This is a genomic window from Micromonospora citrea, assembly GCF_049629545.1.
GTDB classification, from domain to species: domain Bacteria; phylum Actinomycetota; class Actinomycetes; order Mycobacteriales; family Micromonosporaceae; genus Micromonospora; species Micromonospora citrea_A.
Genome location: NZ_JBNADX010000001.1, coordinates 25,108 through 49,073, shown reverse-complemented (window position 1 = coordinate 49,073; position 23,966 = coordinate 25,108). Strand labels below are relative to the sequence as shown.

24 protein-coding genes are annotated in these 23,966 nt (G+C 74.0%); 10 read left to right on the top strand and 14 right to left on the bottom strand.

What is annotated here, in order from left to right:
* The gene (locus ACPFP2_RS00235; protein ID WP_424084870.1) at window positions 1-879 is read right to left on the bottom strand and encodes a hypothetical protein; all 879 of its coding nucleotides are present in this window, start codon (window positions 877-879) and stop codon (window positions 1-3) included.
* Window positions 880-976: 97 nt separating this feature from the next.
* Between ACPFP2_RS00235 and ACPFP2_RS00230 the strand changes: the two genes are divergently transcribed.
* On the top strand, window positions 977-1,945 hold the full coding sequence (locus ACPFP2_RS00230; protein WP_424084869.1) for a hypothetical protein: 969 nt from the start codon (window positions 977-979) through the stop codon (window positions 1,943-1,945).
* 56 nt (window positions 1,946-2,001) lie between these two features.
* Here ACPFP2_RS00230 and ACPFP2_RS00225 read toward each other — a convergent pair whose 3' ends face one another.
* A complete protein-coding gene (locus ACPFP2_RS00225; RefSeq protein WP_424084868.1) occupies window positions 2,002-2,673 on the bottom strand; it encodes a Tat pathway signal sequence domain protein in 672 nt (223 codons plus the stop codon).
* A 373-nt stretch (window positions 2,674-3,046) separates the two neighbouring features.
* On the opposite strand from ACPFP2_RS00225, the gene ACPFP2_RS00220 reads away from it, so the two are divergent.
* From ACPFP2_RS00220 to ACPFP2_RS00210, 3 genes are all read left to right on the top strand, one after another.
* A complete protein-coding gene (locus ACPFP2_RS00220) occupies window positions 3,047-3,805 on the top strand; it encodes a TetR/AcrR family transcriptional regulator (RefSeq protein WP_424084867.1) in 759 nt (252 codons plus the stop codon).
* A 214-nt stretch (window positions 3,806-4,019) separates the two neighbouring features.
* The gene (locus tag ACPFP2_RS00215) at window positions 4,020-4,649 is read left to right on the top strand and encodes a DUF6230 family protein (protein ID WP_424084866.1); all 630 of its coding nucleotides are present in this window, start codon (window positions 4,020-4,022) and stop codon (window positions 4,647-4,649) included.
* A 1-nt stretch (window position 4,650) separates the two neighbouring features.
* Complete coding sequence (locus tag ACPFP2_RS00210; protein WP_424084865.1) at window positions 4,651-5,160, top strand: DUF6114 domain-containing protein; 510 nt, start codon at window positions 4,651-4,653, stop codon at window positions 5,158-5,160.
* 7 nt (window positions 5,161-5,167) lie between these two features.
* On the opposite strand, the gene murD is transcribed toward ACPFP2_RS00210, so the two are convergent.
* Window positions 5,168-6,517: a UDP-N-acetylmuramoyl-L-alanine--D-glutamate ligase gene (gene murD, locus ACPFP2_RS00205; protein ID WP_424084864.1), complete on the bottom strand. Its 1,350-nt coding sequence runs from the start codon at window positions 6,515-6,517 to the stop codon at window positions 5,168-5,170.
* 90 nt (window positions 6,518-6,607) lie between these two features.
* Between murD and ACPFP2_RS00200 the strand changes: the two genes are divergently transcribed.
* The gene (locus ACPFP2_RS00200; protein ID WP_424084863.1) at window positions 6,608-7,957 is read left to right on the top strand and encodes a hypothetical protein; all 1,350 of its coding nucleotides are present in this window, start codon (window positions 6,608-6,610) and stop codon (window positions 7,955-7,957) included.
* A 10-nt stretch (window positions 7,958-7,967) separates the two neighbouring features.
* On the opposite strand, the gene ACPFP2_RS00195 is transcribed toward ACPFP2_RS00200, so the two are convergent.
* The 5 genes from ACPFP2_RS00195 to ACPFP2_RS00175 all read right to left on the bottom strand — a co-directional run bounded on the left by ACPFP2_RS00195 (window position 7,968) and on the right by ACPFP2_RS00175 (window position 13,356).
* Entirely contained in the window at window positions 7,968-8,297 is a 330-nt protein-coding gene (locus ACPFP2_RS00195; RefSeq protein ID WP_424084862.1) for a hypothetical protein, read from the bottom strand.
* A gap of 34 nt (window positions 8,298-8,331) precedes the next feature.
* Window positions 8,332-10,221 carry a PucR family transcriptional regulator gene (locus ACPFP2_RS00190; RefSeq protein ID WP_424084861.1) on the bottom strand — a complete coding sequence of 630 codons (1,890 nt, stop codon included), beginning with the start codon at window positions 10,219-10,221 and terminating at the stop codon, window positions 8,332-8,334.
* A 167-nt stretch (window positions 10,222-10,388) separates the two neighbouring features.
* Window positions 10,389-11,840 (bottom strand): argininosuccinate synthase, encoded by a 1,452-nt coding sequence (gene argG, locus ACPFP2_RS00185; protein WP_424084860.1) that lies wholly within the window; start codon window positions 11,838-11,840, stop codon window positions 10,389-10,391.
* Between the two features lie 60 nt (window positions 11,841-11,900).
* Window positions 11,901-12,779: a TrmH family RNA methyltransferase gene (locus ACPFP2_RS00180; protein WP_424085649.1), complete on the bottom strand. Its 879-nt coding sequence runs from the start codon at window positions 12,777-12,779 to the stop codon at window positions 11,901-11,903.
* A 13-nt stretch (window positions 12,780-12,792) separates the two neighbouring features.
* Window positions 12,793-13,356, bottom strand: a complete 564-nt coding sequence (locus tag ACPFP2_RS00175) for a dihydrofolate reductase family protein (protein ID WP_424084859.1) — start codon at window positions 13,354-13,356, stop codon at window positions 12,793-12,795.
* Window positions 13,357-13,478: 122 nt separating this feature from the next.
* On the opposite strand from ACPFP2_RS00175, the gene ACPFP2_RS00170 reads away from it, so the two are divergent.
* Both ACPFP2_RS00170 and ACPFP2_RS00165 read left to right on the top strand, forming a co-directional pair.
* The gene (locus ACPFP2_RS00170; protein WP_424084858.1) at window positions 13,479-13,709 is read left to right on the top strand and encodes a hypothetical protein; all 231 of its coding nucleotides are present in this window, start codon (window positions 13,479-13,481) and stop codon (window positions 13,707-13,709) included.
* A 40-nt stretch (window positions 13,710-13,749) separates the two neighbouring features.
* Complete coding sequence (locus ACPFP2_RS00165) at window positions 13,750-14,166, top strand: GNAT family N-acetyltransferase (protein WP_424084857.1); 417 nt, start codon at window positions 13,750-13,752, stop codon at window positions 14,164-14,166.
* Between the two features lie 46 nt (window positions 14,167-14,212).
* Here the strand turns inward: ACPFP2_RS00165 and ACPFP2_RS00160 are convergent, their stop codons facing one another.
* The 4 genes from ACPFP2_RS00160 to ACPFP2_RS00145 all read right to left on the bottom strand — a co-directional run bounded on the left by ACPFP2_RS00160 (window position 14,213) and on the right by ACPFP2_RS00145 (window position 19,156).
* Complete coding sequence (locus ACPFP2_RS00160; protein ID WP_424084856.1) at window positions 14,213-16,381, bottom strand: transglycosylase domain-containing protein; 2,169 nt, start codon at window positions 16,379-16,381, stop codon at window positions 14,213-14,215.
* Window positions 16,382-16,616: 235 nt separating this feature from the next.
* Entirely contained in the window at window positions 16,617-17,414 is a 798-nt protein-coding gene (locus ACPFP2_RS00155) for a hypothetical protein (RefSeq protein ID WP_424084855.1), read from the bottom strand.
* Between the two features lie 156 nt (window positions 17,415-17,570).
* Complete coding sequence (locus ACPFP2_RS00150) at window positions 17,571-18,677, bottom strand: SPFH domain-containing protein (RefSeq protein WP_424084854.1); 1,107 nt, start codon at window positions 18,675-18,677, stop codon at window positions 17,571-17,573.
* Window positions 18,678-18,682: 5 nt separating this feature from the next.
* A complete protein-coding gene (locus ACPFP2_RS00145) occupies window positions 18,683-19,156 on the bottom strand; it encodes an NfeD family protein (protein WP_424084853.1) in 474 nt (157 codons plus the stop codon).
* 88 nt (window positions 19,157-19,244) lie between these two features.
* On the opposite strand from ACPFP2_RS00145, the gene ACPFP2_RS00140 reads away from it, so the two are divergent.
* Window positions 19,245-20,558 carry a serine hydrolase domain-containing protein gene (locus tag ACPFP2_RS00140; RefSeq protein ID WP_424084852.1) on the top strand — a complete coding sequence of 438 codons (1,314 nt, stop codon included), beginning with the start codon at window positions 19,245-19,247 and terminating at the stop codon, window positions 20,556-20,558.
* 78 nt (window positions 20,559-20,636) lie between these two features.
* On the opposite strand, the gene ACPFP2_RS00135 is transcribed toward ACPFP2_RS00140, so the two are convergent.
* The gene (locus ACPFP2_RS00135) at window positions 20,637-21,449 is read right to left on the bottom strand and encodes a DUF3097 domain-containing protein (RefSeq protein ID WP_424084851.1); all 813 of its coding nucleotides are present in this window, start codon (window positions 21,447-21,449) and stop codon (window positions 20,637-20,639) included.
* Between the two features lie 203 nt (window positions 21,450-21,652).
* Here ACPFP2_RS00135 and ACPFP2_RS00130 point away from each other — a divergent pair, with 203 nt between their 5' ends.
* A complete protein-coding gene (locus tag ACPFP2_RS00130; protein WP_424084850.1) occupies window positions 21,653-22,447 on the top strand; it encodes a hypothetical protein in 795 nt (264 codons plus the stop codon).
* A 54-nt stretch (window positions 22,448-22,501) separates the two neighbouring features.
* On the opposite strand, the gene ACPFP2_RS00125 is transcribed toward ACPFP2_RS00130, so the two are convergent.
* On the bottom strand, window positions 22,502-23,107 hold the full coding sequence (locus ACPFP2_RS00125) for a TetR/AcrR family transcriptional regulator (RefSeq protein WP_424084849.1): 606 nt from the start codon (window positions 23,105-23,107) through the stop codon (window positions 22,502-22,504).
* 28 nt (window positions 23,108-23,135) lie between these two features.
* On the opposite strand from ACPFP2_RS00125, the gene ACPFP2_RS00120 reads away from it, so the two are divergent.
* Window positions 23,136-23,894, top strand: coding sequence for an alpha/beta fold hydrolase (locus ACPFP2_RS00120; RefSeq protein WP_424084848.1), 759 nt, complete (start codon window positions 23,136-23,138; stop codon window positions 23,892-23,894).
* Window positions 23,895-23,966: the final 72 nt, after the last annotated feature.

Below are 23,966 nucleotides of genomic sequence, written 5' to 3'. Positions count from 1 at the left end.
TCAGTCCTGGAAGGTCGCGGCGGCCGCACACTGGTCGAAGACGCGGGTGAGGCGGTCCACGTCGGCCCGGTCGACCGAGAACCGGTTCTCGGTGATCTCCCCGTGCGCGCTCATCTCGGCCTCCCAGCAGCTCGCGCCGTCCCAGAGGGTCAGGTTGACGTGCAGGTGCGGGCCGACCACACCCAGCGGCAGCAACCCGACCCGTACCCCGGCGCGGCGCTGGGTGGCCACCAGCTCGGACAGCTCCTCGGAGAGCGTGGCGTGGACGAAGACCCGGGTGATCCGGACACCCCGCCGCAGCGCGGCGAGGTTGGCGGCCCAGTAGCGCCGCCCGATGTCGCTGTGCCACCAGCTCAACTCCCCGCTGGCCCGGGGCGTCACGTTGGTCAGCCCGGACATCCGTCGGACGCAGTCCCGGGTGGCGCTGATCAGGTCCTCGTCGTCGTCCCCGGGCCGGATGATCCGCCCTGCGGCGAGCTGCTCGACCTCGATGCGGAACTGTTCGTAGCGGCGCTGCGCCTGCGCGGCGACCCGGGTGTCCGCGTGCCGCTCGACCGCCTCCCGGACGGCTGCGACGATCTGCGGCGTGCCCTGGACCAGCCAGGGCGGACCGTCCAGCAGGGTACGCAGGTGGAAGCGGCGCTCCGCCCGGGCCAGCGAGTCCACCAGCAACGAGATGGTGATCCCCATCAGCCCGGCCAGCAGCGACTCCACCCCGGTGGCCGCGTTGGTGAGGTCGAGCGTGACCGACAGCGCGATCGACAGCGAGATGCCGATCAGCGCCACCGGATCGGTGTGCGCCATCAGCCTGACCAGCCCGCCGGCGGACCGGACCCGCCGCTCGGCCCCGCGACGCAGCACCTCACCCGCCATCGTCACCCTCCGATCCGACGTGTGTCCACAGCGTAGTGGCGAGCCACAATGGCCGGCCCGTCGCTGCCGGTCGCCGGGCTCGGCTGCCGGTACGATCCGGCGGGTGCGGATCGCGGGGGTGGCGCTGCCGACCGGGCGGGCGCGGGCGACCGGTGACGAGATCGCGATCGGCGTACGGGCCTGGGTGGACTCCCCGCCGCTGCGTGCCCTGGTCGACCGGTTCGGGGGCGACCGGCCGGCCGGTGACCTGGCGGCGGTGCTGGCCGCGCTGGACGACTTCTCCGCCCGGCACTGGGACTTCCGGGGCGGGCGGGAGCGCCCCGAGGCCCGGGAGCCGTTCCTCGACCCGACGACCGCCGCCCTGGTCATGGCCGCGGCCGACGCGCTCGGCCTGGTCCGCCCCGCCCCGCCCGCCGCCCCCCGGTACGCCCACCTGGTGGTGCTCGGCGGGCTGGCCCATGCCTGCCTGCGGCGCGTCCGGTACGCCGCGCACCTGCTGCGGCACGGCCCGACGGTGACCGGTGAGGTCGCCGTGCTGGGCAGCTTCCGGCCGCTGTCCGAGGTGGAGCGGGGCGTGCTGGCCGCGGCGGGGCTGACCGGCGGCACCGAGGTGGACGTGCTCGACGCGGCGGTGCGTCGGGCGTTCGGGGTGGCCGTGCCGGTCGAGGAGGACGGGCACGACGGGGGGCATCCGCACCACTGGTGGTCCTCGCGGACCTACCGGCCGCCGGGGCTGCCGCCGGTGCGGGTGCTCGCCGCGCCGTCGAGCGAGCCCGCGCTGCGCCGGGCGCACACCGCGGACACCCAACGGTTCTGGGCCGGGCACGTCGTCCTGCGTCCCGGCGACCCGGTGCTGATGGTGACCGCGCCGATCTACGTGCCGTTCCAGCACTGCGACGCGCTGCGCACCCTCGCGGTGCCGTACGGCTGCGGCATCGACACGGTCGGCGTCGACCCGGCCCTGCCCGACCTGGCGGCGCTGCCCGAGCCGACCCTGACCCCGGGGCGGTACCTGCAGGAAATCCGCTCGGCGATCCGGTCGATGCGGGCCCTGCACGCCGTGCTGGGCTGAGCCGCGCTCGGGCCGGCGCCGGTGCTGCGCCCGGCACCGGCCCTCGCGGGGAGGGTTCAGTTGACGTAGACGACCGGGCCGCCCGCCTGGCTCACGTCCCGCACCGGCGCGTACGTGGCCGAGAAGTACGCCGAGCCGAAGCAGGTGGACGGTCCGGCGACCTTGGTGAACGGCTGGTTGGTGAAGCTGATCGAGGTGGTGGCGTTGGCGGCGACGCCGCTGATGGTGTTGGTGGTGGTGCGGTAGACGCAGGTGACCGTGCCGAGCAGGGTGGCGAGCACCACGGTGCTCTGGATCGGGGCGGCGACGGTGCCGCTGATGGTCACCGTGCCGGCGCTGTCGACGGAGGTGGCGTACGGCAGGTTGTCCACGCTGACCCGGTTGACCCGCAGGGTGCCGAAGACGTTGGTGGTGCAGCTGCCGAAGCTCTGCGAGGTGAGGCTCTCGGTGGCGGTGCCGGGGGCGGCCGGGTTGGTCAGCACCGTGGCGTCGAAGGTGGAGGCGGCGCACCGCACGCCGGTGGTGCCGGTGGCGGTGGAGTAGAAGTTGGCGGTCGTACCGGTGGCGAGGCCGGCCTGCGCGACGTCCCCGACGGCGACGGCGGCGCCGCCGGCGCTGCCGTGGGTGAGCACGGTGTCGTCGAGGGACGCGGCGGCGGGGGACGCGCCGACGAGGCTGACCAGCAGGACCGTGGCGACGAGGGCCACGCTGCGGCGGTACCTGGACATGGTGGATCCTTCCCGGTGCGGTGGTGGGGACGGATCGCCCGGGCCGGCACGGTGCACGCCGGCGGTGGTTCCGGGCGGGGCACGGCGGGTGGACCGGCCGTGCGGAGGGCGGACGGAGCCGCCGGGTGGCCGACCGGCCGACGGGTCGACCGGCGCGGACGGGTCAGCGACCGGGTGTGACTCTGCGGCGAGGCCGCGTCACCTGCGACTTTCCGGCCCGGGAAGCGCGACGACGGTCGGCCATAATGACAACCATCGAGCCCCCTTTCGACGACGCCCGACCAGGCCGTCCGAGACGGGACGGCACCTGGCGGTGGAAAAGTTATAAACCCCGGAGAGTCTTGAAGTCAACGCATTCAGAAAGGCCAATATATTGACACTGCCGCACACACCCCTGCCGGCGTCGACCCCACTGCCCGGCGCACGCCTCGGCCGCGACCCGGAACGCGCCATCAAACGCGGTCCGCGCCGGGTCCCCGCCGAGGCGGTGGCCGCCACCCAGCGCGACCGCCTCTTCGACGGCCTGGTCCACGAGGTGGCGGCCAAGGGGTACGACAACGCCCGGGTCACCGACATCTGCCGGGCGGCCGGGGTCACCCGACCGGCCTTCTACGACCTCTTCGCCGGCAAGGAGGACGCCTTCCTCGCCACCTACCGGCACGGCATCGCCGTCGTGCTGCGCCTGATGGAGCAGGCCTACACCGACGGCGGTCCCCACTGGCCCGACGCCGCCCGGGCGGCGCTGCGTACGCTGCTGGACGTACTGGCCGGCGTACCCGCGTTCGCCCGGATGGCGCTCGTGGAGATCGACGCCGCCGGCCCGGCCGCCCGCCGCGAGCGCGACCGACTGCCGGAGAGCTTCCGCCGGTTCTTCTCCGCCGCCGGCCCCGGACCGGCGCTGACCGAGGCGGAGCACGACCTGCTGGTGACCACCGTGGTCGGTGGCGTGCAGGCCACGATCCGCGGCGCGGTCGCGCAGGAGCGGACCGCCCGGCTGCCGGAGCTGCTGCCGGTGCTGACCTACGCGGTCACCGCGCCGTTCATCGGGCCGGAGGCCGCGACCCGCGCGGCCCGGGCCACCGACGCCGGCACGAGCGTGACCGCGCCGTGCGCTCCCCCGCCGGCATCCTGAGCACCGGTGGAAAACCGCTGCGGTTTCTAACCTTTGCGGAATTTCGCAGATCGCGCTCAACAACGGGGCGCAACAGAACGTTGACCGTCGATGTACCCAGCGGTAACTTCGGCGTGCGTCGACGGCTCCCGAGGCGGTGAGCCACCGTTTCCGATCAATTCACCGACGCCGGTGCACATCGTCGCTGCGGAATCGATCCCGAGAAGGAGCAGCCATGTCGGAGGACACCGTGACCACCCGAGTAGTCCCGCCCCGCAGCGGGGTGCGCTGGCGGCGCTTCGCCGCCACCCTCGGCATCACCGGGATCGGCGCCGCCGGCATGGTGCTGCTGACCGCCCAGGGGGTGCTCGGCGCCCAGTTCGCGATCTCCGGGATGCCGTTCACGGTGACCGCCGACAAGCTCACCGGCACCGGGTTCGAGCAGTTCGCCACGATCGACCAGATGATCCCGGACAGCCCCAACCAGGGCGACACCGGCGGGCAGATCGTGGTCATGGTGTCGGCCGTCGACCGGGCCGAGCTGACCAACCTCTGCCAGAGCATCAGCCTCGGCGGCACGTACCTGAAGATCACCGCGGGCGGTGAGGGCAGGCCGGTGACCGCCCGGACCCTCGTCGTGGACGGCGACGAGGTCGCCGGCAACGCCTCGTTCGGCAACATCAACGTCGGCCAGGACGCCAGCACCCTGGACAAGGTGCCGGGGGTGACCGGCAACCCGGGCGTCTTCTCCCAGCAGGCCGACACGGTGACCATCACCAACCTGCGGCAGAACAACTACGCCACCACCGCCGCCGTCTTCACGCTGCCGAACCTCCGGATGCGCTTCTCCGCCGACGGCTGCTGACATGGCGTACGACGGAACCGCCCCGGCGGTGGCGCGGACCCACCGCCGGCGCGGACGCTGGCGCGACTGGCGGCGCGGCCGTCCCTTCGCCGCCGGCCTGCTGATCGTCCTCGGCGGGGCGGAGATGCTGCTGACCCTGCGGGCCCCGCTCGGCGTCGTGCTGCACGTCGGCCCGCAGGGGCTGGCCGCCTACCTGGTGCCGACCATCCTGGTGCTCTGCGGGGTGCTGCTGCTCACCCACCCGCAGCAGCGGGTCTTCTACGCCCTGGTCACCCTGGTGCTCGCCCTGGCCTCCTGGTTGACCTCCAACCTCGGCGGCTTCGTCGTCGGGATGCTGCTGGCGCTGGTCGGCGGGAGCCTCGCCTTCGCCTGGACCCCGGCGAAGGGGCCGCGCGCCGCCGCACCGCCGCCCCCGGCGCCGAGGCCCGCCGCCGACGACGGGCTCGCCGTCGTCGGGCGCGACGACGACCGGACGGTGGAGCAGGAGCGGACGCCGGGCGGACCGGCGTGACGGCCGGTCAGCCGGCGGCGGTGTCCCGGACGGCCTGGGCGAAGACCTCCGAGCGGTGCTCGAAGTTGCGGAACCGGCCGTAGCTGGGCGCGGCCGGCGAGAGCAGCACCACCCCGCCGGCCGGGGTCACCTGCCGGGCGAGCCGGACGGCGTCGGCCAGGTCGTCCACCGTCTCGGTACGGACCTTCGGCAGCCCGGCGAGCGCCTCGACGATGCGGGGACCGCTGTCCGGGATGCCGATCACGGTGATCTCCCGCTCGGCCAGGTGCTCGGCCAGGGGCGTGTAGTCCAGCCCCCGGTCGGTGCCGCCGACGATCACCGTCAACGGCCGCCCCTCGTACGCGTCGATCGCGTGCATGGCCGCGTACGGGCTGGTGGCGAGGGTGTCGTCGACGAAGGTCAGGCCGGACGGGTCGACGATCTCGGTGAGCCGGTGGGCCAGCCCCTGGAACCCGGCGACCGCCAACGCCAGGGCGTCCCTGCGGGCGACCACGTCGACGCCGACCGCGTCGAGCACGGCGAGCGCCACGCACAGGTTGCCCTCGTTGTGCCGGCCGACCAGCGGCAGCACCGCGCGCGGGAAGAGCGGCCGGTCGCCGAGGTGGAACCAGTCGGCGCCGTCGGGGCCGGCCGCCACGTGCGCGGTGTCCGGCCGGCCGGCGCGGACCGCCGCCCGGTCGCCCAGTTCCAGGGCGAGCCGCGGGTCGGCGCCGTTGACCACCACGGTGCGCGGGCCGTACGCGAGCAGGTTCAGCTTGTCCCGGTAGTACTCGGCCTCGCCGCCGTGCGCGTCCAGGTGCTCGGGGAAGAGCGCGGTGACCACCGCGACCCGGGGCGAGTCGGTCAGGTCGCTGCACTGGTAGCTGGAGAGCTCCAGCACGTACAGCTCCGCCTCGGGCAGGTCGAGCGTGGGCACGCCGATGTTGCCGCCGAGGACGTTGGGCCGGTCGACCGCGGCCAGCAGGTGGCTGATCAGGCTGGACGTGGTGCTCTTGCCCTTGCTGCCGGTGACCCCGATGGTCCGGTCGGCGTGGTCGGCCATCCAGAGCGCGGTGCCCTGGGTGACGGGCACCCCGCGCCGGCGCAGCTCGACCATCCAGGGGTGGGTGCTCGGCACGCCCGGGGAGCGGATCACGACGTCGGCGGCGGCCAGCCGGGCGAAGGCGTCCTCCCCGGTGACCAGCGGCGCGGCCTCGGCGAGCGACCCCTCCCAGGGCAGGGTGAGGAAGTTGGCGCTGTCGTCGACGGCGACCAGGTCGGCCGGGCCGTGCGCGGCGACGGCGGTCACGGCGGCACGGCCCTCGCGGCCGGCCCCCCAGACGGCGACTCGGCGTCCGCGCAGGTCAGACAGGCGCACAGGCTCTCCTCAGGGTGTCGACGGCGGTCGGCCAGGTGGCGGTCCGGCGCAGCCGGACACGGCCGGACAGACCAGGGCCTAGTATGGCGTGTGCCCAACGAGCAGCTCCGGCGGATGGACGCCTTCACCTTCCCGTCCTACTCGATCGATCTCGCCACCGGCGAGGCGTTGTTCGACTACGCCCTGACCGGTCCCGACGGCGAGCAGCGGTTCACCGAGGTGATCACGCTGCCGTTGCCGGCCGAGCCGCCCTCGGACGAGACGGTGGCCACCCTGGGCCGGGTCCTCGAGCTGCTGCACGTCATCGCCGGGGTCAGCTACTACAAGGCCGCCGCGCCGCGCCGGCTGGTGCTCCCGGCACCGCTGGGCGCGGCCGCCGCCGAGCTGGTCACCGCCGTCTACACCAAGGGCCTCGGCGAGTACGCCTACCGCAACCAGCTGCCCCACGTGCTCCAGCTGCGTCCCGAGGTGCCGGCCGGCGAGGTGTCGCCACCCCGGGTGTACGACGACTCGGACCGGCGCCCGCTGTCGGCCGTCGGCGGCGGCAAGGACTCGATCGTCACGCTGGAGGCGCTGCGCCGGGCCGGCTTCGACCCGGTGCCCTTCTCGGTCAACCCGAACCACGTGATCGTGTCGGTGAACGAGGCGTCCGGGCTGCCCGCGCTGGCCGCCCGGCGGCGGATCGACCCGGTGCTGTTCGACCTGAACGCGGCCGGCGCGCTCAACGGCCACATCCCGGTCACCGCGATCAACTCGCTGATCGCGGTCGCCACCGCCGTGCTGCACGGGCTCGGCCCGGTGGTGATGTCCAACGAGCGGTCCGCCTCCGACCCCAACCTGGTCTGGAACGGCCACGAGATCAACCACCAGTGGTCCAAGGGCGTCGAGGCCGAGGGGCTGCTGCGGGCGGCGCTGTCCGAGCACGCCGGGCTCACCGAGCCGTACTTCTCGTTGCTGCGGTCGCTGTCGGAGCTGCACATCGCCCGGCTCTTCGCCGAGATCGACCGGTACGACGCGGTGGTCACCAGCTGCAACGCCGCGTTCAAGCTGCGCGACGCCAGCGAGCGGTGGTGCCGGAACTGCCCGAAGTGCCGGTTCGTCTTCCTGGCCATGGCGCCGTTCATGCCGCGCGAGCGCATCGTGCGGATCTTCGGCGGCGACCTGCTGGCCGACCCCGCGCAGATCCCCGGCTACCGGGAGTTGCTCGGCGTGGACGGGCACAAGCCGTTCGAGTGCGTCGGCGAAGTGGAGGAGTCGGTGGTCGCGCTGAGCCTGCTCGCCGAGCAGGACCAGTGGCGCGACGCTCCGGTCGTCCGCGCCCTGGTCGACGCGGTCCCCGAGACCGCCTGGTCGGCAGCGGCCACCTCGGACGTCTTCACCCCCGGCGGCCCCAACTTCGTCCCCGCCCCCTACCTCAAGGCGCTGGAGGCACTCGGCTGAGCAGTCGGGATCAGGTCGGCTCGGACTCGTCCTCCCGCTGGTCACGCAGCCACTGCTGGTACTGCTCGTAGCGCTCGGTGTCCCGGGCGGTCCTGCGCACCCACGCCCAGCGGGCCAGGGCGAACAGTGCCAGGTCGGCCAGGACCCAGACCGCCCCGCCGACCCGCTCGATCGTGGTCCGCGCCGTGACAAGGGTGCCGACCGCCGGTAGCAGGCTCGCCATCCCGAGCAGCAGGCAGACGTACCACAGCGTCCACTGCGGCTCGTCCAGGCCGTGGCGCTGCTTCCAGCTGAGAAAGCGCTCGGGGACGACGTTGTCGTCGTCGTCCCGGACCGTCATGTCGGGCAGGGTAGCCCGACGGTGCCCGCACTGCTCAGCCGTGACGGATGGCGTCCAGGGCGAGCAGGGCGACGTGGAGGGAGAGGCAGGCCTCGACGGAGTCGAGGTCGACGTCGAGGATGCGGCCGATGCGGGCCAGCCGCTCGTAGAAGGCCGGCCGGGACAGGTGCGCCGCGGCGGCCGCCGCCGACTTGTTGCGCCCCTGGTCCAGGTACGCCCGCAGCGTGCCGAGCAGCTGCTCCCGGGGATGCCGGGCGTCGTGGGACAGCAGCGCGCCGAGTTCCCGCTCGACGAAGGTCTGCACCCTCGGCTCGTCGCGCAGCAGGTGCAGCAGCCCGGCCAGGCCGACGTGCGGCAGCCGGAAGATCGGCAGGTCGCGCCGGTCCCGGCGGGCGGCGTCGGCGATCTGCCGCGCCTCGATCAGTGACCGGCGCGCCTCCCGCAGGCTGCCCACCCCGGAACCGGCGGCCACGACGACGGCGTCCGGGCGACCCGTACCCGGATCGGGGGTGACACCGGCGGACCGGGGCCCGTCGGCCCGCCCGGCCGGTCCCCGACCCTCGCCGGCCTCGCCGCGCACCCCCGCCACCCGGGCCGTGGCAGCGTCGGGCCGGACGGTGACCGGGCGGGACGGTGCGGCGGGCGCGTCGGCCCGAACGGCGACCGGACGGGACGGTGCGGTGTCGAGCCGGATGCGGCGCAGCGCGGTGGCGAAGGCGGTCAGCGCACGCTCCTCGGCCGCGACGTCCGGCAGGGCGAGCAGAGCGCCGACCGCCTGGTCGTCGACGGCGCTGGTCAGCGCGGTCAGCTTCGCTTCCCGCAACGCCTGGCCGACCGCCTCGGCGAGGTCACGCAGCCGGGCCGGGGCGGCGTCGGCCCACAGGCCGCTCTCCCCCGCCGGGGCGCCGTCGGCCACCGGCTCGTCGAGGCGGTGCCGGACCACCACCCCGACCAGATGCCGCCGGTCGAGGGTGACGCCGAGCGCCTTGGCCCGCAGCGCGACCTCGTCCACCGGCCGGGAGTGGTCCAGCAGGGCGGTGAGCAGCGTACGGTGCAGCTGCCGCTCCAGCCCTTCGGCGTCGCGCCGGATGAGCCGGCCCAGCGCCAGGGTCGAGGCCGCCCGCTCCACCAGGATGGTGAGCCGGGTGGGCGGGGTGCCCGCCGGGCGGGAGCCACCGTCGCCCAGGTCACCGCCGCCCGGCCAGCGCAGCAGCAGCCGCCCCCAGTCCTGGCCCCGGGCGCCGACGGTGGTGACCAGCCATCCGCTGTCCGCGTCGTACGCGGTGCGGCCGGCCGGCCGGATCCGCCGGGAGTGCTCCTCCCAGCCGTCCAACAGCAGCTCGGCGCTCTCCCCCGCCGGGTCGTACGCGAGCACCTGCCGGGACAGGTTCTCCAGCACCACCGGGCAGCCGGCCAGCTCGGCGGCCTGGCGCACCACCTCGGCCGGGCCGGCGCCCTCCACGGACAGCTCGGTGAACCGCTGGTGGATCTCCTCGGTGGCGCGCAGCTCGTGCAGCTGGGCGTCGACGATCAGCGCGTGCACCGCCTCGGTGATCCGGACGAACGGGGTGGCCCGCCGCAGCTCGACCAGGGGCAGTCCGCGCCGTTGGGCGGCCGCCACCATCACCCGGGGCACCCCGCTGACGTACCGGCGGCCCAACTCGACCACCAGTCCGGAGACGCCGACGTCGGCCAGGTCGTCGATGAAGGCGCGCAGCCCCGCGTCGTCGGCGGGCAGCCCGATGCCGGTGGTGAGGACGAGTTCGCCGCCGCCGAGCAGGGTGGCGATGTCCGGCACCTCGGCCACGTGCACCCAGCGGACCGGCCGGTCCAGGCCGGCGTCTCCGGCGACCAGGCGCGGCGCGCCGTGGCGGACCGGGTCCAGCGCGAGCACCTCACGGACGGTAGGGAACACGGCCGACACGCTACCCTCCGTGACCCTTCTCCTGAACGCGCGGCCCCGGACGGTGATCCGGCGGTTCGGCGTACCCACGTCGTCGCGACAGAGCCACCACGCCGAGGAGCACCCGAACCGCCGACGGCCCCGACAGCCACCGGCTGCGGGGCCGTCTGCTCGTTCGGAGACGTCGTTCAGTCGACGCCGAACTCCATCGCGGCGCGGTCGAGTGCCTCGTCCTCGGCGGAGGGGACGCCCCGGGAGGCGATGGCCTCCGCGCCGCCCTGCGGCATCGCACCGATCAGGCCGGTCGAGGCTGCCTGCGCGGCGCCGACCATCCGCTGGGGGGTCGCGCCGCCCACCATGCCGAGGGTGGCGTACTGCTCCAACTTCGCCCGTGAGTCGGCGATGTCCAGGTTACGCATGGTGAGCTGGCCGATCCGGTCCGACGGGCCGAACGCCGAGTCCTCGGTACGCTCCATCGACAGCTTGTCGGGGTGGTAGCTGAACGCCGGGCCGCTGGTGTCCAGGATCGAGTAGTCCTCGCCCCGGCGCAGCCGCAACGTCACCTCGCCGGTGACCGCCGTGCCGACCCAGCGCTGCAACGACTCGCGCAGCATCAGCGCCTGCGGGTCCAGCCAGCGCCCCTCGTACATCAGCCGACCGAGGCGGCGGCCCTCGTTGTGGTAGTTCGCCAGGGTGTCCTCGTTGTGGATGGCGTTGACCAGCCGTTCGTACGCGGCGTGCAGCAGCGCCATGCCGGGCGCCTCGTAGATGCCCCGGCTCTTGGCCTCGATGATCCGGTTCTCGATCTGGTCCGACATACCCAGACCGTGTCGGCCGCCGATGGCGTTGGCCTCCAGCACCAGGTCGACGGGGCTGCCGAACTCCTTACCGTTGATCGTCACCGGGCGACCCTGGTCGAAGCCGATCGTGACGTCCTCGGTCGGGATCTCCACGGACGGGTCCCAGAACCGGACTCCCATGATCGGGTCGACCGTCTCGATGCCGGTGTCGAGGTGCTCGAGGGTCTTCGCCTCGTGCGTGGCGCCCCAGATGTTGGCGTCGGTGGAGTACGCCTTCTCGGTGCTGTCCCGGTACGGCAGGCCGCGTTCGAGCAGCCACTCCGACATCTCCTTGCGCCCACCCAGTTCGGTGACGAAGTCCGCGTCGAGCCACGGCTTGTAGATGCGCAGCTGCGGGTTGGCCAGCAGGCCGTACCGGTAGAACCGCTCGATGTCGTTGCCCTTGAAGGTCGAGCCGTCGCCCCAGATCTGGACGTCGTCGGAGATCATCGCCCGCACCAGGAGGGTCCCGGTCACGGCCCGACCCAGCGGGGTGGTGTTGAAGTACGCCCGCCCGCCCGAGCGGATGTGGAAGGCCCCGCAGGTCAGCGCTGCCAGGCCCTCCTCGACCAGGGCGGCGCGGCAGTCGACCAGTCGGGCGACCTCGGCGCCGTAGCTGAGCGCACGACCGGGCACCGAGCCGATGTCGGGCTCGTCGTACTGGCCGATGTCGGCGGTGTAGGCGCAGGGAACGGCGCCCTTGTCGCGCATCCACGCGACCGCGACCGAGGTGTCGAGGCCGCCGGAGAAGGCGATGCCGACACGTTCGCCGATGGGCAGGGAGGTGAGAACCTTGGACACAAGGCAAGATTATTCATCAGATCGCATGGTCATGCAAGCCGGCGTGTGATTCGGCAGCGGCTACCCGCCGCCGAGCGGCGGATCGTCGCGACCCAGCTCCCAGAAGGCCACTGCCGCAGCGGCGGCGACGTTCAGCGAGTCCACCCCGCGCCGCATGGGGATGACCACCCGTACGTCGCTGGCGGACTGGGCCGCCGCGGTGAGGCCGGGGCCCTCGGCCCCCAGCAGCAGCGCGGCCCGCGCACGCTGCGCCGGAGTCAACCGCTGCATCGGCACGGCGTCCGGGGCCGGCGTCATGGCGAGCACGGTGAAGCCCGCGTCCCGCACCTGGTCCAAGCCTGCGGGCCAGCGCTCGAACTTGGCGTACGGCACGGCGAAGACCTCGCCCATGCTGACCCGCACGCTGCGCCGGTACAGCGGATCGGCGCAGGACGGCGACAGCAGCACCGCGTCGATCCCGAGCGCGGCGGCCCCCCGGAACACCGCGCCCAGGTTGGTGTGGTTGTTGACGTCCTCCAGGATCACCACCCGACGGGCGGCGGCCAGCACCTCGGTCGCGCTGGGCAGCGGCTTGCGCCGGAACGAGGCGAGCACCCCCCGGTGCACGTGGAACCCGGTCGCCTTCTCCAGCACGTCGGGGGTCGCCGCGTAGACGGGCGCGTCGCCGGTGTCGAGGTCGGCGAGCTGGTCGGCGCGCTTGGCGTCGACCAGGTACGACCGGGCCGGGTAGCCGGCCCGCAACGCCCGCCGCAGCACCAGCTCCCCCTCGGCGATGAAGAGGCCGTGCGGGGGCTCCCAGCGGGTACGCAGCTCGACGTCGGTCAACGCACGGTAGTCGGCGATCCGCTCGTCGTCCGGGTCGGTGATCTCAAGGACGGGCACCCGACGATTCTGCCGGGTGCCCGTCACCGGCCGGTCGGGGCGGTCCGGATCGGCGATCCGGGCCACCGTCTCACCCGGCCGCCCGCTCGTAGCGCAGCAGCACGGACGCGCCGTCGAAGACCTGGGACCCGACCAGGCGCAGGTCGGCGCGGTCCTTGCCGGGGAAGGTCGGCGTGCCACCGCCGAGCACCACCGGGTGGACCACCACCTGCCACTCGTCGACCAGGCCGAGGTCGGTCAGCGCCGCGCCTGCCCCCGCGCCGCCGGTGAGCAGCAGGTCGCCGCCGGGCTCGGCCTTCAACGCGGTGACCTCGGCGGCCAGGTCGCGGCCGACGACCCGGGCACCGTGGTCGGCGACGTCGAGGGTACGGGAGACGACGACCTTCGGCGTACGCCGCCAGATCGGCGCGAAGGCCAGGTCGTGGGGGTGCTGGGAGATCGACTCCACCCGGGGCCAGTACCCGGACATCAGCTCCCAGACCCGCCGCCCGTAGAGGAACGCGCCGGCCCGGTCGGTCAGCCCGAGCGAGTACGCGGAGAGCTCCGGCCCCATCGCCGGCCAGTCGAACTCCCCGTCCGGACCCTCGATGAAGCCGTCGACGGACTGGTGCACCCAGTGGACGAGCCTGCGCATGTCGGTCTCCCCTTCCGGCGGGCGCCCCGGTCGGGCGCTCTCACCGGTAGGTCGGAGCGGACCGGCGTGACCCGACAACCGCCGGAAGATCTTCTTGCCCGATGCGGCTACCGTGCCGGGACGTGGCCCGTTCCGTGATCGTCGCGCTGCTCGGGGTGGACGGCTCCGGCAAGTCGACCCGGGCGAAGGCGCTGGCGGGGCGGTTGACCGCGGCCGGCGTCCCCGCCAAATACCTGGAGAACGCCGGCGGTCGCCCGGTGTGGAACGCGCTGGCCCGACGGCTGGGCCGCCGCGCGGCGAGGGGGACCGGGCGGCGGTGGCCGCCGCCCTGGACGAGGCGGTCGACACGGTGATCGGCGGCGCGGCGGGGCACCAGCGGCTACCGTCCTGATCATGGAGTACCGCCTGGTCGACCGCCTGCCTACCGTCGAGGAGTTCGTCGAGGTCACCCGCGCGGTCGGCTGGACCGACGCGTACGACCCGGCGGCGATCCCCGCCTCGCTGGCCGCGTCCCTGCACGCCGTGGTGGCCGTCGAGGGCGACCGGGTGATCGGGCTCGGCCGGCTGATCGGCGACGGGGCGATCTACTACTACCTCCAGGACCTGGCGGTGCGGCCCGAACGGCAGCGTCGGGGCGTCGGCGCGGCCATCCTGCGCCGGCTGGAGGAGTGGGTCGCGGGCCGCGCCTCGTCGCGTACCTTCGTCGGGCTGTTCGCCGCCGGCGGGTCGGCCGGCCTGTACCGCCGCTTCGGCTACGCGGTGCACGACGACATGACCGGCATGTTCCGCGTCGGCCCGTACCGGGGATGAGGGCCCCGCCGTCACGGGACGGCGGGGACCCGGTCCGCGGCGATGGTCAGCCGCGGCGGTTCTGCAGCCAGCGCAGCAGGTCCGGCGGGATGCTCGGCTCCGGCGAGGGCTCGGTGGGCGCGGGCGACGGCCGGGGCGGCTCGGGTCGGCGCATGTCCCCGACCAGGGCCCGGCTCGGTGCGGTGAAGTCGCGCACCGGCTCGCCGTCGACCGCCGTCCGGATGATCCGGGCGACCGCCGCGATCACCTGCGACTGCACCGGCCCACCGACCGCGTCGCTGGGGTCGTCCGGGTTGGCGGCGATGCCGGCGACGGCGACCTGCGGGGTGAACCCGACGAACGTCTCGGTGGCGTTCTTCTCCGAGCTACCGGTCTTGCCGGCCACCGGACGGCCGACGATGCGGTCGACGCCGCCGGCCGTACCGCCGTTGCACTGCCCGAACGCGGACTGCTGGCCGACCGGGCAACGCGCCGCGTCGGTGGCGGCCCGGGCCACGTCCTGGCTCAGCACGCGCTCGCAGTCCGGGTCGCCGACCGGCACCCGCGTCCCGTCCGGCGCGGTCACCGACTCCACCGGCGTCGGGGTGCAGTACGTCCCCTCGGCGGCCACGGTGGCGTACGCGTTGGCCAGGTCAAGCGGGGTGGTGGCGGCCACGCCGAGGGTGAACGCGCCCCAGTCGGCCGCGTCGTTCGCGGCGAAGCTGGCGTCGGACTCGGCGCGGAAGGTGATGCCGAGGCGCTGCGCCATCTCGACCACCTTGTCCTGGCCGACCTGCTCGGCCAGCCAGACGAAGTAGGTGTTCACCGAGCGACCGAAGGCGTCCCACATCATCCGGTAGCCGTCCATCCGCTCCGGGTTGGCGTTGGCCGGGCACCACTTGCCGTCGCAGCTGCCCTCGCCCTCGGCGGCGTACCGGGTCGGCAGCCGGCTGGGCGCGTCGAAACCGGTCGAGAGGGTACGCCCCGACTCCAGCGCGGCGAGCATGGTGAACAGCTTGAACGTGGATCCGGCCTGGTAGCCCTCGATGCTGCCGCCGCCGGAGACCAGCGGGTTGACGGTCTGGCCGTCGGCCACGCCGTACTGCCGGTTGACCGCCATGGCGAGGATCCGGCCGGTGCCCGGCTCGACCGCCGCGATGGGCAGGGCGCGGGCCTCGTCGTCGGCGTAGACCCTGCGGGCCTCGGAGACGGCGGTGGCCTGCACGTCCGGGTCGAGGGAGGTGACCACGGTGTAGCCGCCCCGGCGCAGGGCCTGCTCCCGCTCCTGCGGGGTCGCGCCGAACGCGGGCTGTTCCAGCCACCAGCGGCGCAGGTAGTCGCAGAAGAAGCCGGTGTCGGCGGTACGGGTGGCCACGCAACCGTTGGGCTGGGCGGTGGGGCGCAGGGTCAGCTTCTCGGCCCGGGCCCGGTCGGCCTGCTCCTGCGTGATCACGCCGGTGTCGCGCATCGCGTCGAGCACGTACCCGCGCCGGACCAGGGCCGCCTCGGCGTCGCCGTCGATCGGGCTGTACTCGTCGGGCGACTGGACCAGACCGGCGAGCAGGGCGGCCTCGCCGAGGGTCAGGTCGGCCGGCGCCTTGCCGAAGTAGCGCTGACCGGCGGCCGCCACGCCGTACGCGCCGGAACCGAAGTACGCGATGTTGAGGTACCGGTTGAGGATCTCGTCCTTGCTGAGCACGTCCTCCAGCTCGGTGGCGTACCGGATCTCCTGGAGCTTGCGCCCGACGGTCTGCTCGGTGGCCGCCTGCCGCTCCTCGGCGGTGCGGTTGGGGTCGCTCTTGAGCACGTTGCGCACGTACTGCATGGTCAGCGTCGAGCCGCCCTGCGTGTCGCCGCCGGTGACGTTGGATACCAGCGCGCGGGCGATGCCGCGCAGGTCCGCCCCGCCGTGCGAGTAGAACCGCCGGTCCTCCGCGGCGACGATCGCCTGCCGCATCACCGGGGCGATCTCGGCCAGCGGCACGTCGCTGCGGTTGACGTCGTAGAACGTGGTGAGCAGCGTCCTGCCGTCGTTGGCGTAGAGGTAGGAGCGCTGCGGGGTGGCCGGGGTGCGCAGCGCCGCCGGCAGGTCGTCGTACGCCCCGAGCGCCGCCTTGGTGGCGAACCCGGCGAGCAGGTTGCCCGGCAGCGCGGCGACCGCGAGGACGAGGCCGGCCAGCAGGCCGGCGATCAGCACGGTGAAGAGCCGCGACAGCGGCGTCCGGGGTCGGGGCATGCGCTCCAGGATTGCCACGCCGACCAGCAGCAGGCCACCGGCGAACCGCGATTGTCAGCTAACTCACGGTGACCTGCCAGCGACTTCTCCACCCCACCCCCTCCCCGTCCCACCCCTCCCCCACCGTCCCCCGCGTCTCCCCTCACCCCTTTCGGCGGTGATCAAGAGGTTTGCGCACGTTTTCGGGCCGGATCGATGCGCAAACTTCTTGATCACGCCGGTGGGGTGGGGTGGGTCAGGCGGCGGGGAGGGGGCCCTGGGGGCCGCCGGGGGTGGAGGGGGTGGCGACGCTGGCGGTGGCGGCGTCGCGGGCGATCGTGGCGGGGACCAGGCGGCCGGAGCGGTAGCCGATGCCGATGCCCGCGATCAGCACGAAGATCGCCCCGAAGGTCTGCAACGAGCCGATCAGCGCCCCACCGAGGCCCAGCAGCGGGGCGGCGATCATCAGCATCGTCCCGTCGCCGATGGCGAACATGCCGGAGCGGGCGACCGACCAGCCGGTGAGCAGCCAGCCGGCGCTGTAGCAGGTCGCGCCCACCAGCACCAGCATCCGGGCCGTGGTGCCGAAGACGGGAGTCTGCTCGGCCAGCCCTGCGAAGGGCAGCATCAGCACGGTGCCGGCGATACCGACCAGCAGGCCGGCCACGGCGACCCGGCGGACCCGGGTCGCGGCCAGCAGTCCGGTCAGCGCGAGCAGGGCGAGCAGGCCCAGCCAGACCGCCGCCACCCAGCCGACCAGGTAGATCGGCTGTCCGTCGGCCGGGTACGGGTCGTTGCCCACCCCGCCGTCACTGGCCATCGCCACCACCCCGTAGAGGACCGCGTACGCGGGCAGCAGCCAGACCGCGGCGCGGGCGAAACGGCGCAGCGACCAGGCCCAACTGGCGTCGGTGGCCGGCGCCGCCGGGGCCGGGTCGCCGACGAAGGGCAGCACCCCGAACCCCCCGCCGGTCCGCCGGGTGCCCAGCGGGCCGGTCGGGTCGTGCGCACCGGTCACCGGGGTACGGGTGAACAACCGCTTCGCCGGATCCATGCCTCACCTCGCGCGATCCCGGACGGGCGGCGCGGGACGCACCGGCGCCCCGACTCCTGGCCACCACCCGTCCTCTCGGACCGATCGTGGCAGGCGCCGGGGCGCAGGATGAGCGATTCTCGCATTTGCCGTCCCGGGTCGGGGACGACGCCGGGGTCAGCCCCTTTCGCGCTGGTCGGCCGGGTCGGTCAGCAGGCTCGCCGGGGAGACCGGCTCCGGGGCCGGCAGCCCCTGCGGGGTCTTCCCGCCGGTGGCCTGCGCCTCGGCGACGCGTACCTCGTCGTGGATCTGCTGGGCGGCGGTGGCCGCCGCCCGCGCCGCCTCCGCGGCCTCGCGCTCGACCTCGCTCGCGGTGTCGGACGCCTCCGGCGTCGGCTCGTCGCCGACCATCCGGCTCAGCCCGCCCAGCGCGCCACCCATCCCCTCCAGGGCCTTGGTCAGCTCGGCCGGGACGATCCAGACCTTGTTGGCCGAGCCGTTGGCGATCTGCGGCAACGCCTGGAGGTACTGGTAGGCGAGCACCTTCTGGCTCGGGTTGGCCTGGTGGATGGCGTCGAACACGGTACGGATGGCCTTGGCCTGACCCTCGGCCTGCAGGATCCGGGCCTGCCGGTCACCGTCGGCGCGCAGCACCGCCGCCTGCTTCTCACCCTCGGCGCTGAGGATCTGCGACTGCTTGTGCCCCTCGGCGGTCAGGATGGCGGCGCGACGGTCCCGCTCGGCGCGCATCTGCTTCTCCATCGAGTCGCGGATGCTCGGCGGCGGCTCGATCGCCTTGATCTCCACCCGGGTGACCTTGATGCCCCACCGGCCCGTGGTCTCGTCCAGGACCCCGGACAGGTGCCGGTTGATCTCCTCGCGGCTGGTCAGCGCCCGCTCCAGGTCCAGCGAGCCGATCACGTTGCGCAGGGTGGTGACGGTGAGCTGCTCGATCGCCTGGATGAAGTTGGCGATCTCGTAGGTCGCCCGCACCGCGTCGACCACCTTGTAGTAGAGGACCGTGTCGATGGAGACGACCAGGTTGTCCGAGGTGATCACCGGCTGCGGCGGGAAGCTGACCACCTGCTCGCGCATGTCGACCTTCGTCCGCACCGCGTCGATGAACGGGACCAGCAGGTTCAGGCCCGGGTTCAACGTCCGCTTGTACTTGCCGAGGCGCTCGACCACATCCTGCCGCTGCTGCGGCACGATCCGCACCGCCTTGATCAGGGTCACCACGACGATCACCGCCACGGCGATCAACAGGACCGCTGCAAATTCCATACCGCTCACCTTTTCGCTTCCGGCAGCTCACCGGGGGAGGAAATGTCGTCCTGCCACACCAGGGCGGTGGCACCCCGAACCTTGATCACCTGCACCCGCTCACCGGGCTCGAAGGACTGCGTCGCGTCGTACGCCCGCGCGGTCCACAACTCACCGTCGATCTTCACCATGCCGTGGTCGGTGTCCACCCGCTCCAGCACCAGGGCGGTGGCACCCTCCAGCGCCTCCACCCCGAACGGCTGCTCGCCGGTCTCCAGGGTGCTGCGCGCGTGTCGCTTGATCACCGGCCGGGCCAGCGCCACCGACAGCGCCGACACCACGGCGAAGACCACCGCCTGCACCGGGACCGGAGCACCCAGTGCGGCGGCGCCGGCCGCCGCGAACGCGCCGGCCGCGAACATGATCAGGAAGAGCGTCGTCGTGAAGATCTCGGCGACACCCAGCAGCACTCCCAGCACGATCCACACCACGGCGTCCACCCCCCGATCGTGACACGCCCGCGCACCCTCTGCCGACCCGCCATGATCAGTAGGCTCGACGGCAGCCGCGCCGACCCGGGAGACCGCCGTGACCCTGCTGCCCGAGACCGTCCGCCAGCTCGACATGCTCGTCGCCCGCGCCCAGTCGACCGGCCGGGTCCCGTCGCTGGCGCTCGGGGTGGTGCGCGACGGGACATTCGCCCACCTCGCGGCCGCCGGCGAGCACCCCCGCCCTCACGCCGACCTGCAGTACCGCCTCGGGTCGATCAGCAAGACCATGACCGCGACACTGGTCATGCAGCAGCGCGACGCCGGCCGGCTGCGCCTCGACGACCCGGTGGAGCAGCACCTGCCCGGCACGCCCGTCGGCGCGCTCACCCTGCGCCACCTGCTCGGGCACGTCGGCGGCCTGCAACGGGAGCCGGACGGGCAGTGGTGGGAGCGGACCGAGGGCGTCGACCTGGCGACCCTGCTCGGCGGGCTGACCCCGGACAAGATCGCCTACCCGCCGCTGCGCGGATACCACTACTCCAACCTGGCGTACGGGCTGCTCGGCGGAGTGCTGGAGCGGCTCACCGGCACGCCCTGGGCGGAGTTGCTGCGCGAGCGGATCCTGACGCCGCTGGCCATGGACCGCACCGGCTACGACGCCACCGAGCCGTACGCCCGGGGCTACGTGGTGCACCCGTGGCACGACACGCTGCGGGAGGAACCGCGTACCGACACCGGGGCGATGGCGCCGGCCGGGCAGCTCTGGTCCACCGTCACCGACCTCGGGCGCTGGGCGGCGTTCCTGGCCGACCCCGACCCGCGGGTGCTCGCGCCGCAGACGCTGACCGAGATGTGCGCGCCGGTGGTGATCAACGACCTCGACTCGTGGACCGGCGGGCACGGCCTCGGAATCGAGCTCTACCGGGAGGGCGAGCGGGTGTACGTCGGCCACGGCGGCTCGATGCCCGGCTACGTCGCCGCCCTGGCGGTGCACCGCCCCACCAGGACCGCGGTGGTGGGCTTCGCCAACGCGTACGGGATGCGCTCCGGGCACATCGGCGGGCTCGCCCGGCAACTGCTCACCCTGGTGCTGGACGCCGAGCCGGCCCCGGTGACGCCGTGGCGGCCGGCGCTCGCCCCGCCCCCCGCCGAGCTGGCCGAACTGACCGGCCGCTGGTGGTGGATGGGCATCGAGTTCGAGGTCCGCGTCGACACCGCCGGCGAGCTGTGGGCCGGCCCGCCCGGCGAGCCGACACTGCGCTTCACCCCGGAGGGCCCGGACCGCTGGCGGGGCCGCTCCGGCGGCCAGGACGGCGAGCTCCTCACCGTCCTGCGCGACCGGGCGGGGCGGGCGGTCGCGCTCGACGTCGCCACCTTCGTCCTCACCCGTACGCCGGAGCAACAGCCCTGACCGGGCCGGCCGACGGTGACCAGGTCGACCCGGGCCCGGCGCGGGACGGCACGCCCGACCGCCCCGGGTCGGTCCCGCTCAGGCGGGTTCGGTGACGAAGTCGATGAGGCGTTCCATCGCGTTGATCAGCGGGGTCTCCACGTCGGCGAAACTGTCCACCCGGGACAGGATGTGCCGCCACATGTCCGCCGGCTCGGCCACCCCGAGCGCCGCGCAGACGCCCTCCTTCCACGGCCGTCCCGGCGGCACCACCGGCCACGCCGCGATGCCGAGCGCCTTCGGCTTCACCGCCTGCCAGACGTCCACGTACGGGTGGCCGGTGACCAGCACGTGCGGGGAGGTGACCTGCGCGACGATCCGACTCTCCTTGGAGCCGGGCACGAGGTGGTCGACGAGCACGCCGAGGCGCCGCCCCGGGCCGGGAGCGAAGGCGCTCACCTCGGCGTCGAGCGCGTCGATGCCGTCCAACGGCTCCACCACCACGCCTTCGATGCGCAGGTCGTCGCCCCAGATCCGCTCGACCAGGGCGGCGTCGTGCACGCCCTCCACCCAGATCCGGCTGGCCTTGGCCACCTGCGCCCGGACGTCGGCGACGGCGATCGAGCCGGACGCGGTGCGCCTGCGGGCCGCCGGCACCGGGGCACGCGCCGGCCGCCGCAGCGTCACCGGCCGACCGTCGAGCAGGAACGCGGCGGGCAGCAGCGGGAAGTTGCGCCGCCGGCCGTGCCGGTCCTCCAGCACCACCGCGCCGGACTCGAACCCGACCACCGCGCCGCAGAAACCGGAGTCGGCGTCCTCGACCACGAGGTCGGGTTCGGCGTCCACCTCGGGGGTGACCTTCCGCCGCCGCCAGTCCCCCGCCAGCACGTCCCCGTCGTATCGCCCCGCCATGTGGATCACGCTAACCGGATTGCCGGCACGCCGCCCGGCGACGCGCCGCCGTACCCGCGCACCGGGTCGGCGTGGCGGGTCGGCGGAGCCCGGCGATCCATGCCGAGCCGGCCGGCAGGGGGCGAAGCGGGCAGTTCGGGTCAGGCCACGCCACCGGAGCGGCAGTCGAGACAGGGCGCGCGGAGACCACGTACCCTTTCGGCATGTCCCTCCCCGCAACGGGCGCGGCCACGCTGGCCCCGCGCCGGTCGAGCCGGTTCGTTGCCTGGGTGCGCGCCTGGCGCGCCGGCCTGGTGCCCTTCGACGAGGTCGCCGAGGAGATCGCCGGCGACGAGGAGCACCTGGTCGCCGACGCGCCCGGCACCTGGACCGACGTGCCGCTGGGGCAGGCCCTGCCCACCCTCGCCAAGCTCTCCCCCGACGAGATCCGCCTGGTGCTGCCCGCACCCGGCGACCCGCGCGGGCTGCCCGGCCCCGGTGACTTCACCGGCGCGGCGCTGCTGGCCGGGGAGGCGGTCGTCGCCGGGCCGCTGGGGCTGATCCCGCAGGTGCGCACGCACACCTCCGGCTCCGGGATGACCTGGGAGACGGTGCTGTGGCGGGTCTACCCGCTGCCGGCGGACGCGCCGAAGGCGTCGCCGTTCTCCCCCGGGGCCGCCGAGGCGGAGGCCGAACTGGCCGCCGCGCTCGCGGAGTCCACCGCCGCGCTGACCCGGCTCGACGTGGCCCAGTGGCGGCCCGAGCTGGCCGGGGCGCTGGCCGCGCTGCGCCGCCCCGACGGGACCACCGACCTGCCACCCGGCTTCGACCCGCGCGCCCGCCGCCTCTTCGCCCGGGCCGCCGTACTGGACCGGGTCCTGGCTTTGGCCGGGGAGAGCGCGCCGGGCGGGGCGATCAACAACTACGAGGCCCAACAGCGCGACGCGGCGCTGCGCCCGCTCACCACCGCCTGCCGGCAGGCCCTGGTCGCCGCCTGCAACGCCCCGCTGCGTCCGTAGTTCGCCCCCACCTGCACGCCCCGGGCCGGCCGCCGGAGCGCCCGGCGGACAGCTCTACGCGCCGTACGCGGCGAGGAAGACCCGGACCGCCTCGTCGGCCCAGCGGTCCAGTTCCGCCGCCGGGAACGTGTCGCGGACGGCGAACATCGCCTCGTTGAGCGGTACCGACAGGATCAGGTAGTTGAGGTGCTGTGCGGCGAGCAGCGGGTCGGGCGCGTGCAGCAGCCCCCGCTCCGCCAGTCGCGTGATGACGGCCGCGAGGGTGGCGTGGCCGCGCTCCGGGGCGGCGCGGTGCCAGCCGCGGGCCAGGTCGGGGAAGCGGCCGGCCTCGCCGATGAGCATCCGACGCAACTGGACGAGGTGCGGCCGGGTCACCGTGACGATGTGCTCCCGGGCGAAGGCGCGCAGGTCGCGGGGCAGGTCGTCGGACTCGGCCAGCGCGTCGACGAACGGCGATCCGGCCCGCTCGGCGTCGGCGACGGCAGACGTGAAGACCGCCTCGAACAGGGCACGTTTGTCGGCGAAGTGCGCGTACACGGTCACCTTGGACGCGCCCGCTCGCCCGGCGACGCGGTCCATCGCGGCGCCGAGGTAGCCGTGCTCCAGGAACTCCGCGAGCGCGGCGTCGAGGATCGCCCGCCGCTTGAGGTCCTTCCGCATGCTCGAACTGTACTGTACCGTTCAGTTCATGGGAACGGCGACCTCACGGGACGGCACCCGGATCGCGTACGAGAGCGCCGGCTCCGGGCCGCCGCTGATCCTCATCGACGCTGCCGGCCACTACCGGGCCAACAGCCCGCTCGGCGAACTGGCGGACCTGCTCGCCGCCGACTTCACCGTCCACCGCTACGACCGCCGGGGGCGCGGCGACAGCACGGACACCCTGCCGTACGCGCCGGAGCGCGAGGTGGAGGACCTCGCCGCGCTGATCGCCACGGTCGGTGGCCCCGCGTCGCTGTACGGGTACTCGTCCGGTTGCCTGCTCGCGCTGCACGCGGCGGCTGCCGGTCTCGACGTCCACCGGCTGGCCCTGCTGGAACCCCCGCTCGACCCGGCGGAGGGCTCGGCCGAGCAGCGGGCGTTCACCACGAAGCTGCGCGAGCTGTCCGGCGCGGACGCGGTCACCTTCTTCCTGACGTCCATCGGGGTGCCGGAGGAGATGCTGGCCGGCATGCGCGGTTCGCCGCACTGGACGGCGATGGTGTCGGTGGCGCACACCCTGGCGTACGACAGCAGCCTCAGCGAAGCGACCACCGCCGGCCTGCTCGCCCGGGCCGCGACACCGGCGCTGATCCTCGGCAGCGCCGGCAGCAGCGACGACCTCGCCGGCATGGCCGCCACCGCGGCGGCGCTGCTGCCGAACGCGGTGCACCGCACCCTGCCCGGGGAATGGCACCAGGTGCCGGCCACCACCCTCGCGCCGGTGGTCGCCGACTTCCTCCGGTGACCACCGGACGGTCGGCGTACCCACGCGGTGGAACGGGACCGGCGGGGAGCCGCCGGCCGCGCGCGATGCCCG

Bases quoted from the DNA above. Each gene is read 5' to 3' on its own strand.
- ACPFP2_RS00225 (WP_424084868.1), bottom strand. From the start codon at position 2,673: ATGTCCAGGTACCGCCGCAGCGTGGCCCTCGTCGCCACGGTCCTGCTG.
- ACPFP2_RS00215 (WP_424084866.1), top strand. From the start codon at position 4,020: ATGTCGGAGGACACCGTGACCACCCGAGTAGTCCCGCCCCGCAGCGGG.
- ACPFP2_RS00210 (WP_424084865.1), top strand. From the start codon at position 4,651: ATGGCGTACGACGGAACCGCCCCGGCGGTGGCGCGGACCCACCGCCGG.
- ACPFP2_RS00195 (WP_424084862.1), bottom strand. From the start codon at position 8,297: ATGACGGTCCGGGACGACGACGACAACGTCGTCCCCGAGCGCTTTCTC.
- ACPFP2_RS00175 (WP_424084859.1), bottom strand. From the start codon at position 13,356: ATGCGCAGGCTCGTCCACTGGGTGCACCAGTCCGTCGACGGCTTCATC.
- ACPFP2_RS00165 (WP_424084857.1), top strand. From the start codon at position 13,750: ATGGAGTACCGCCTGGTCGACCGCCTGCCTACCGTCGAGGAGTTCGTC.
- ACPFP2_RS00160 (WP_424084856.1), bottom strand. From the start codon at position 16,381: ATGCCCCGACCCCGGACGCCGCTGTCGCGGCTCTTCACCGTGCTGATC.
- ACPFP2_RS00155 (WP_424084855.1), bottom strand. From the start codon at position 17,414: ATGGATCCGGCGAAGCGGTTGTTCACCCGTACCCCGGTGACCGGTGCG.
- ACPFP2_RS00150 (WP_424084854.1), bottom strand. From the start codon at position 18,677: ATGGAATTTGCAGCGGTCCTGTTGATCGCCGTGGCGGTGATCGTCGTG.
- ACPFP2_RS00135 (WP_424084851.1), bottom strand. From the start codon at position 21,449: ATGGCGGGGCGATACGACGGGGACGTGCTGGCGGGGGACTGGCGGCGG.
- ACPFP2_RS00130 (WP_424084850.1), top strand. From the start codon at position 21,653: ATGTCCCTCCCCGCAACGGGCGCGGCCACGCTGGCCCCGCGCCGGTCG.
- ACPFP2_RS00125 (WP_424084849.1), bottom strand. From the start codon at position 23,107: ATGCGGAAGGACCTCAAGCGGCGGGCGATCCTCGACGCCGCGCTCGCG.
- ACPFP2_RS00120 (WP_424084848.1), top strand. From the start codon at position 23,136: ATGGGAACGGCGACCTCACGGGACGGCACCCGGATCGCGTACGAGAGC.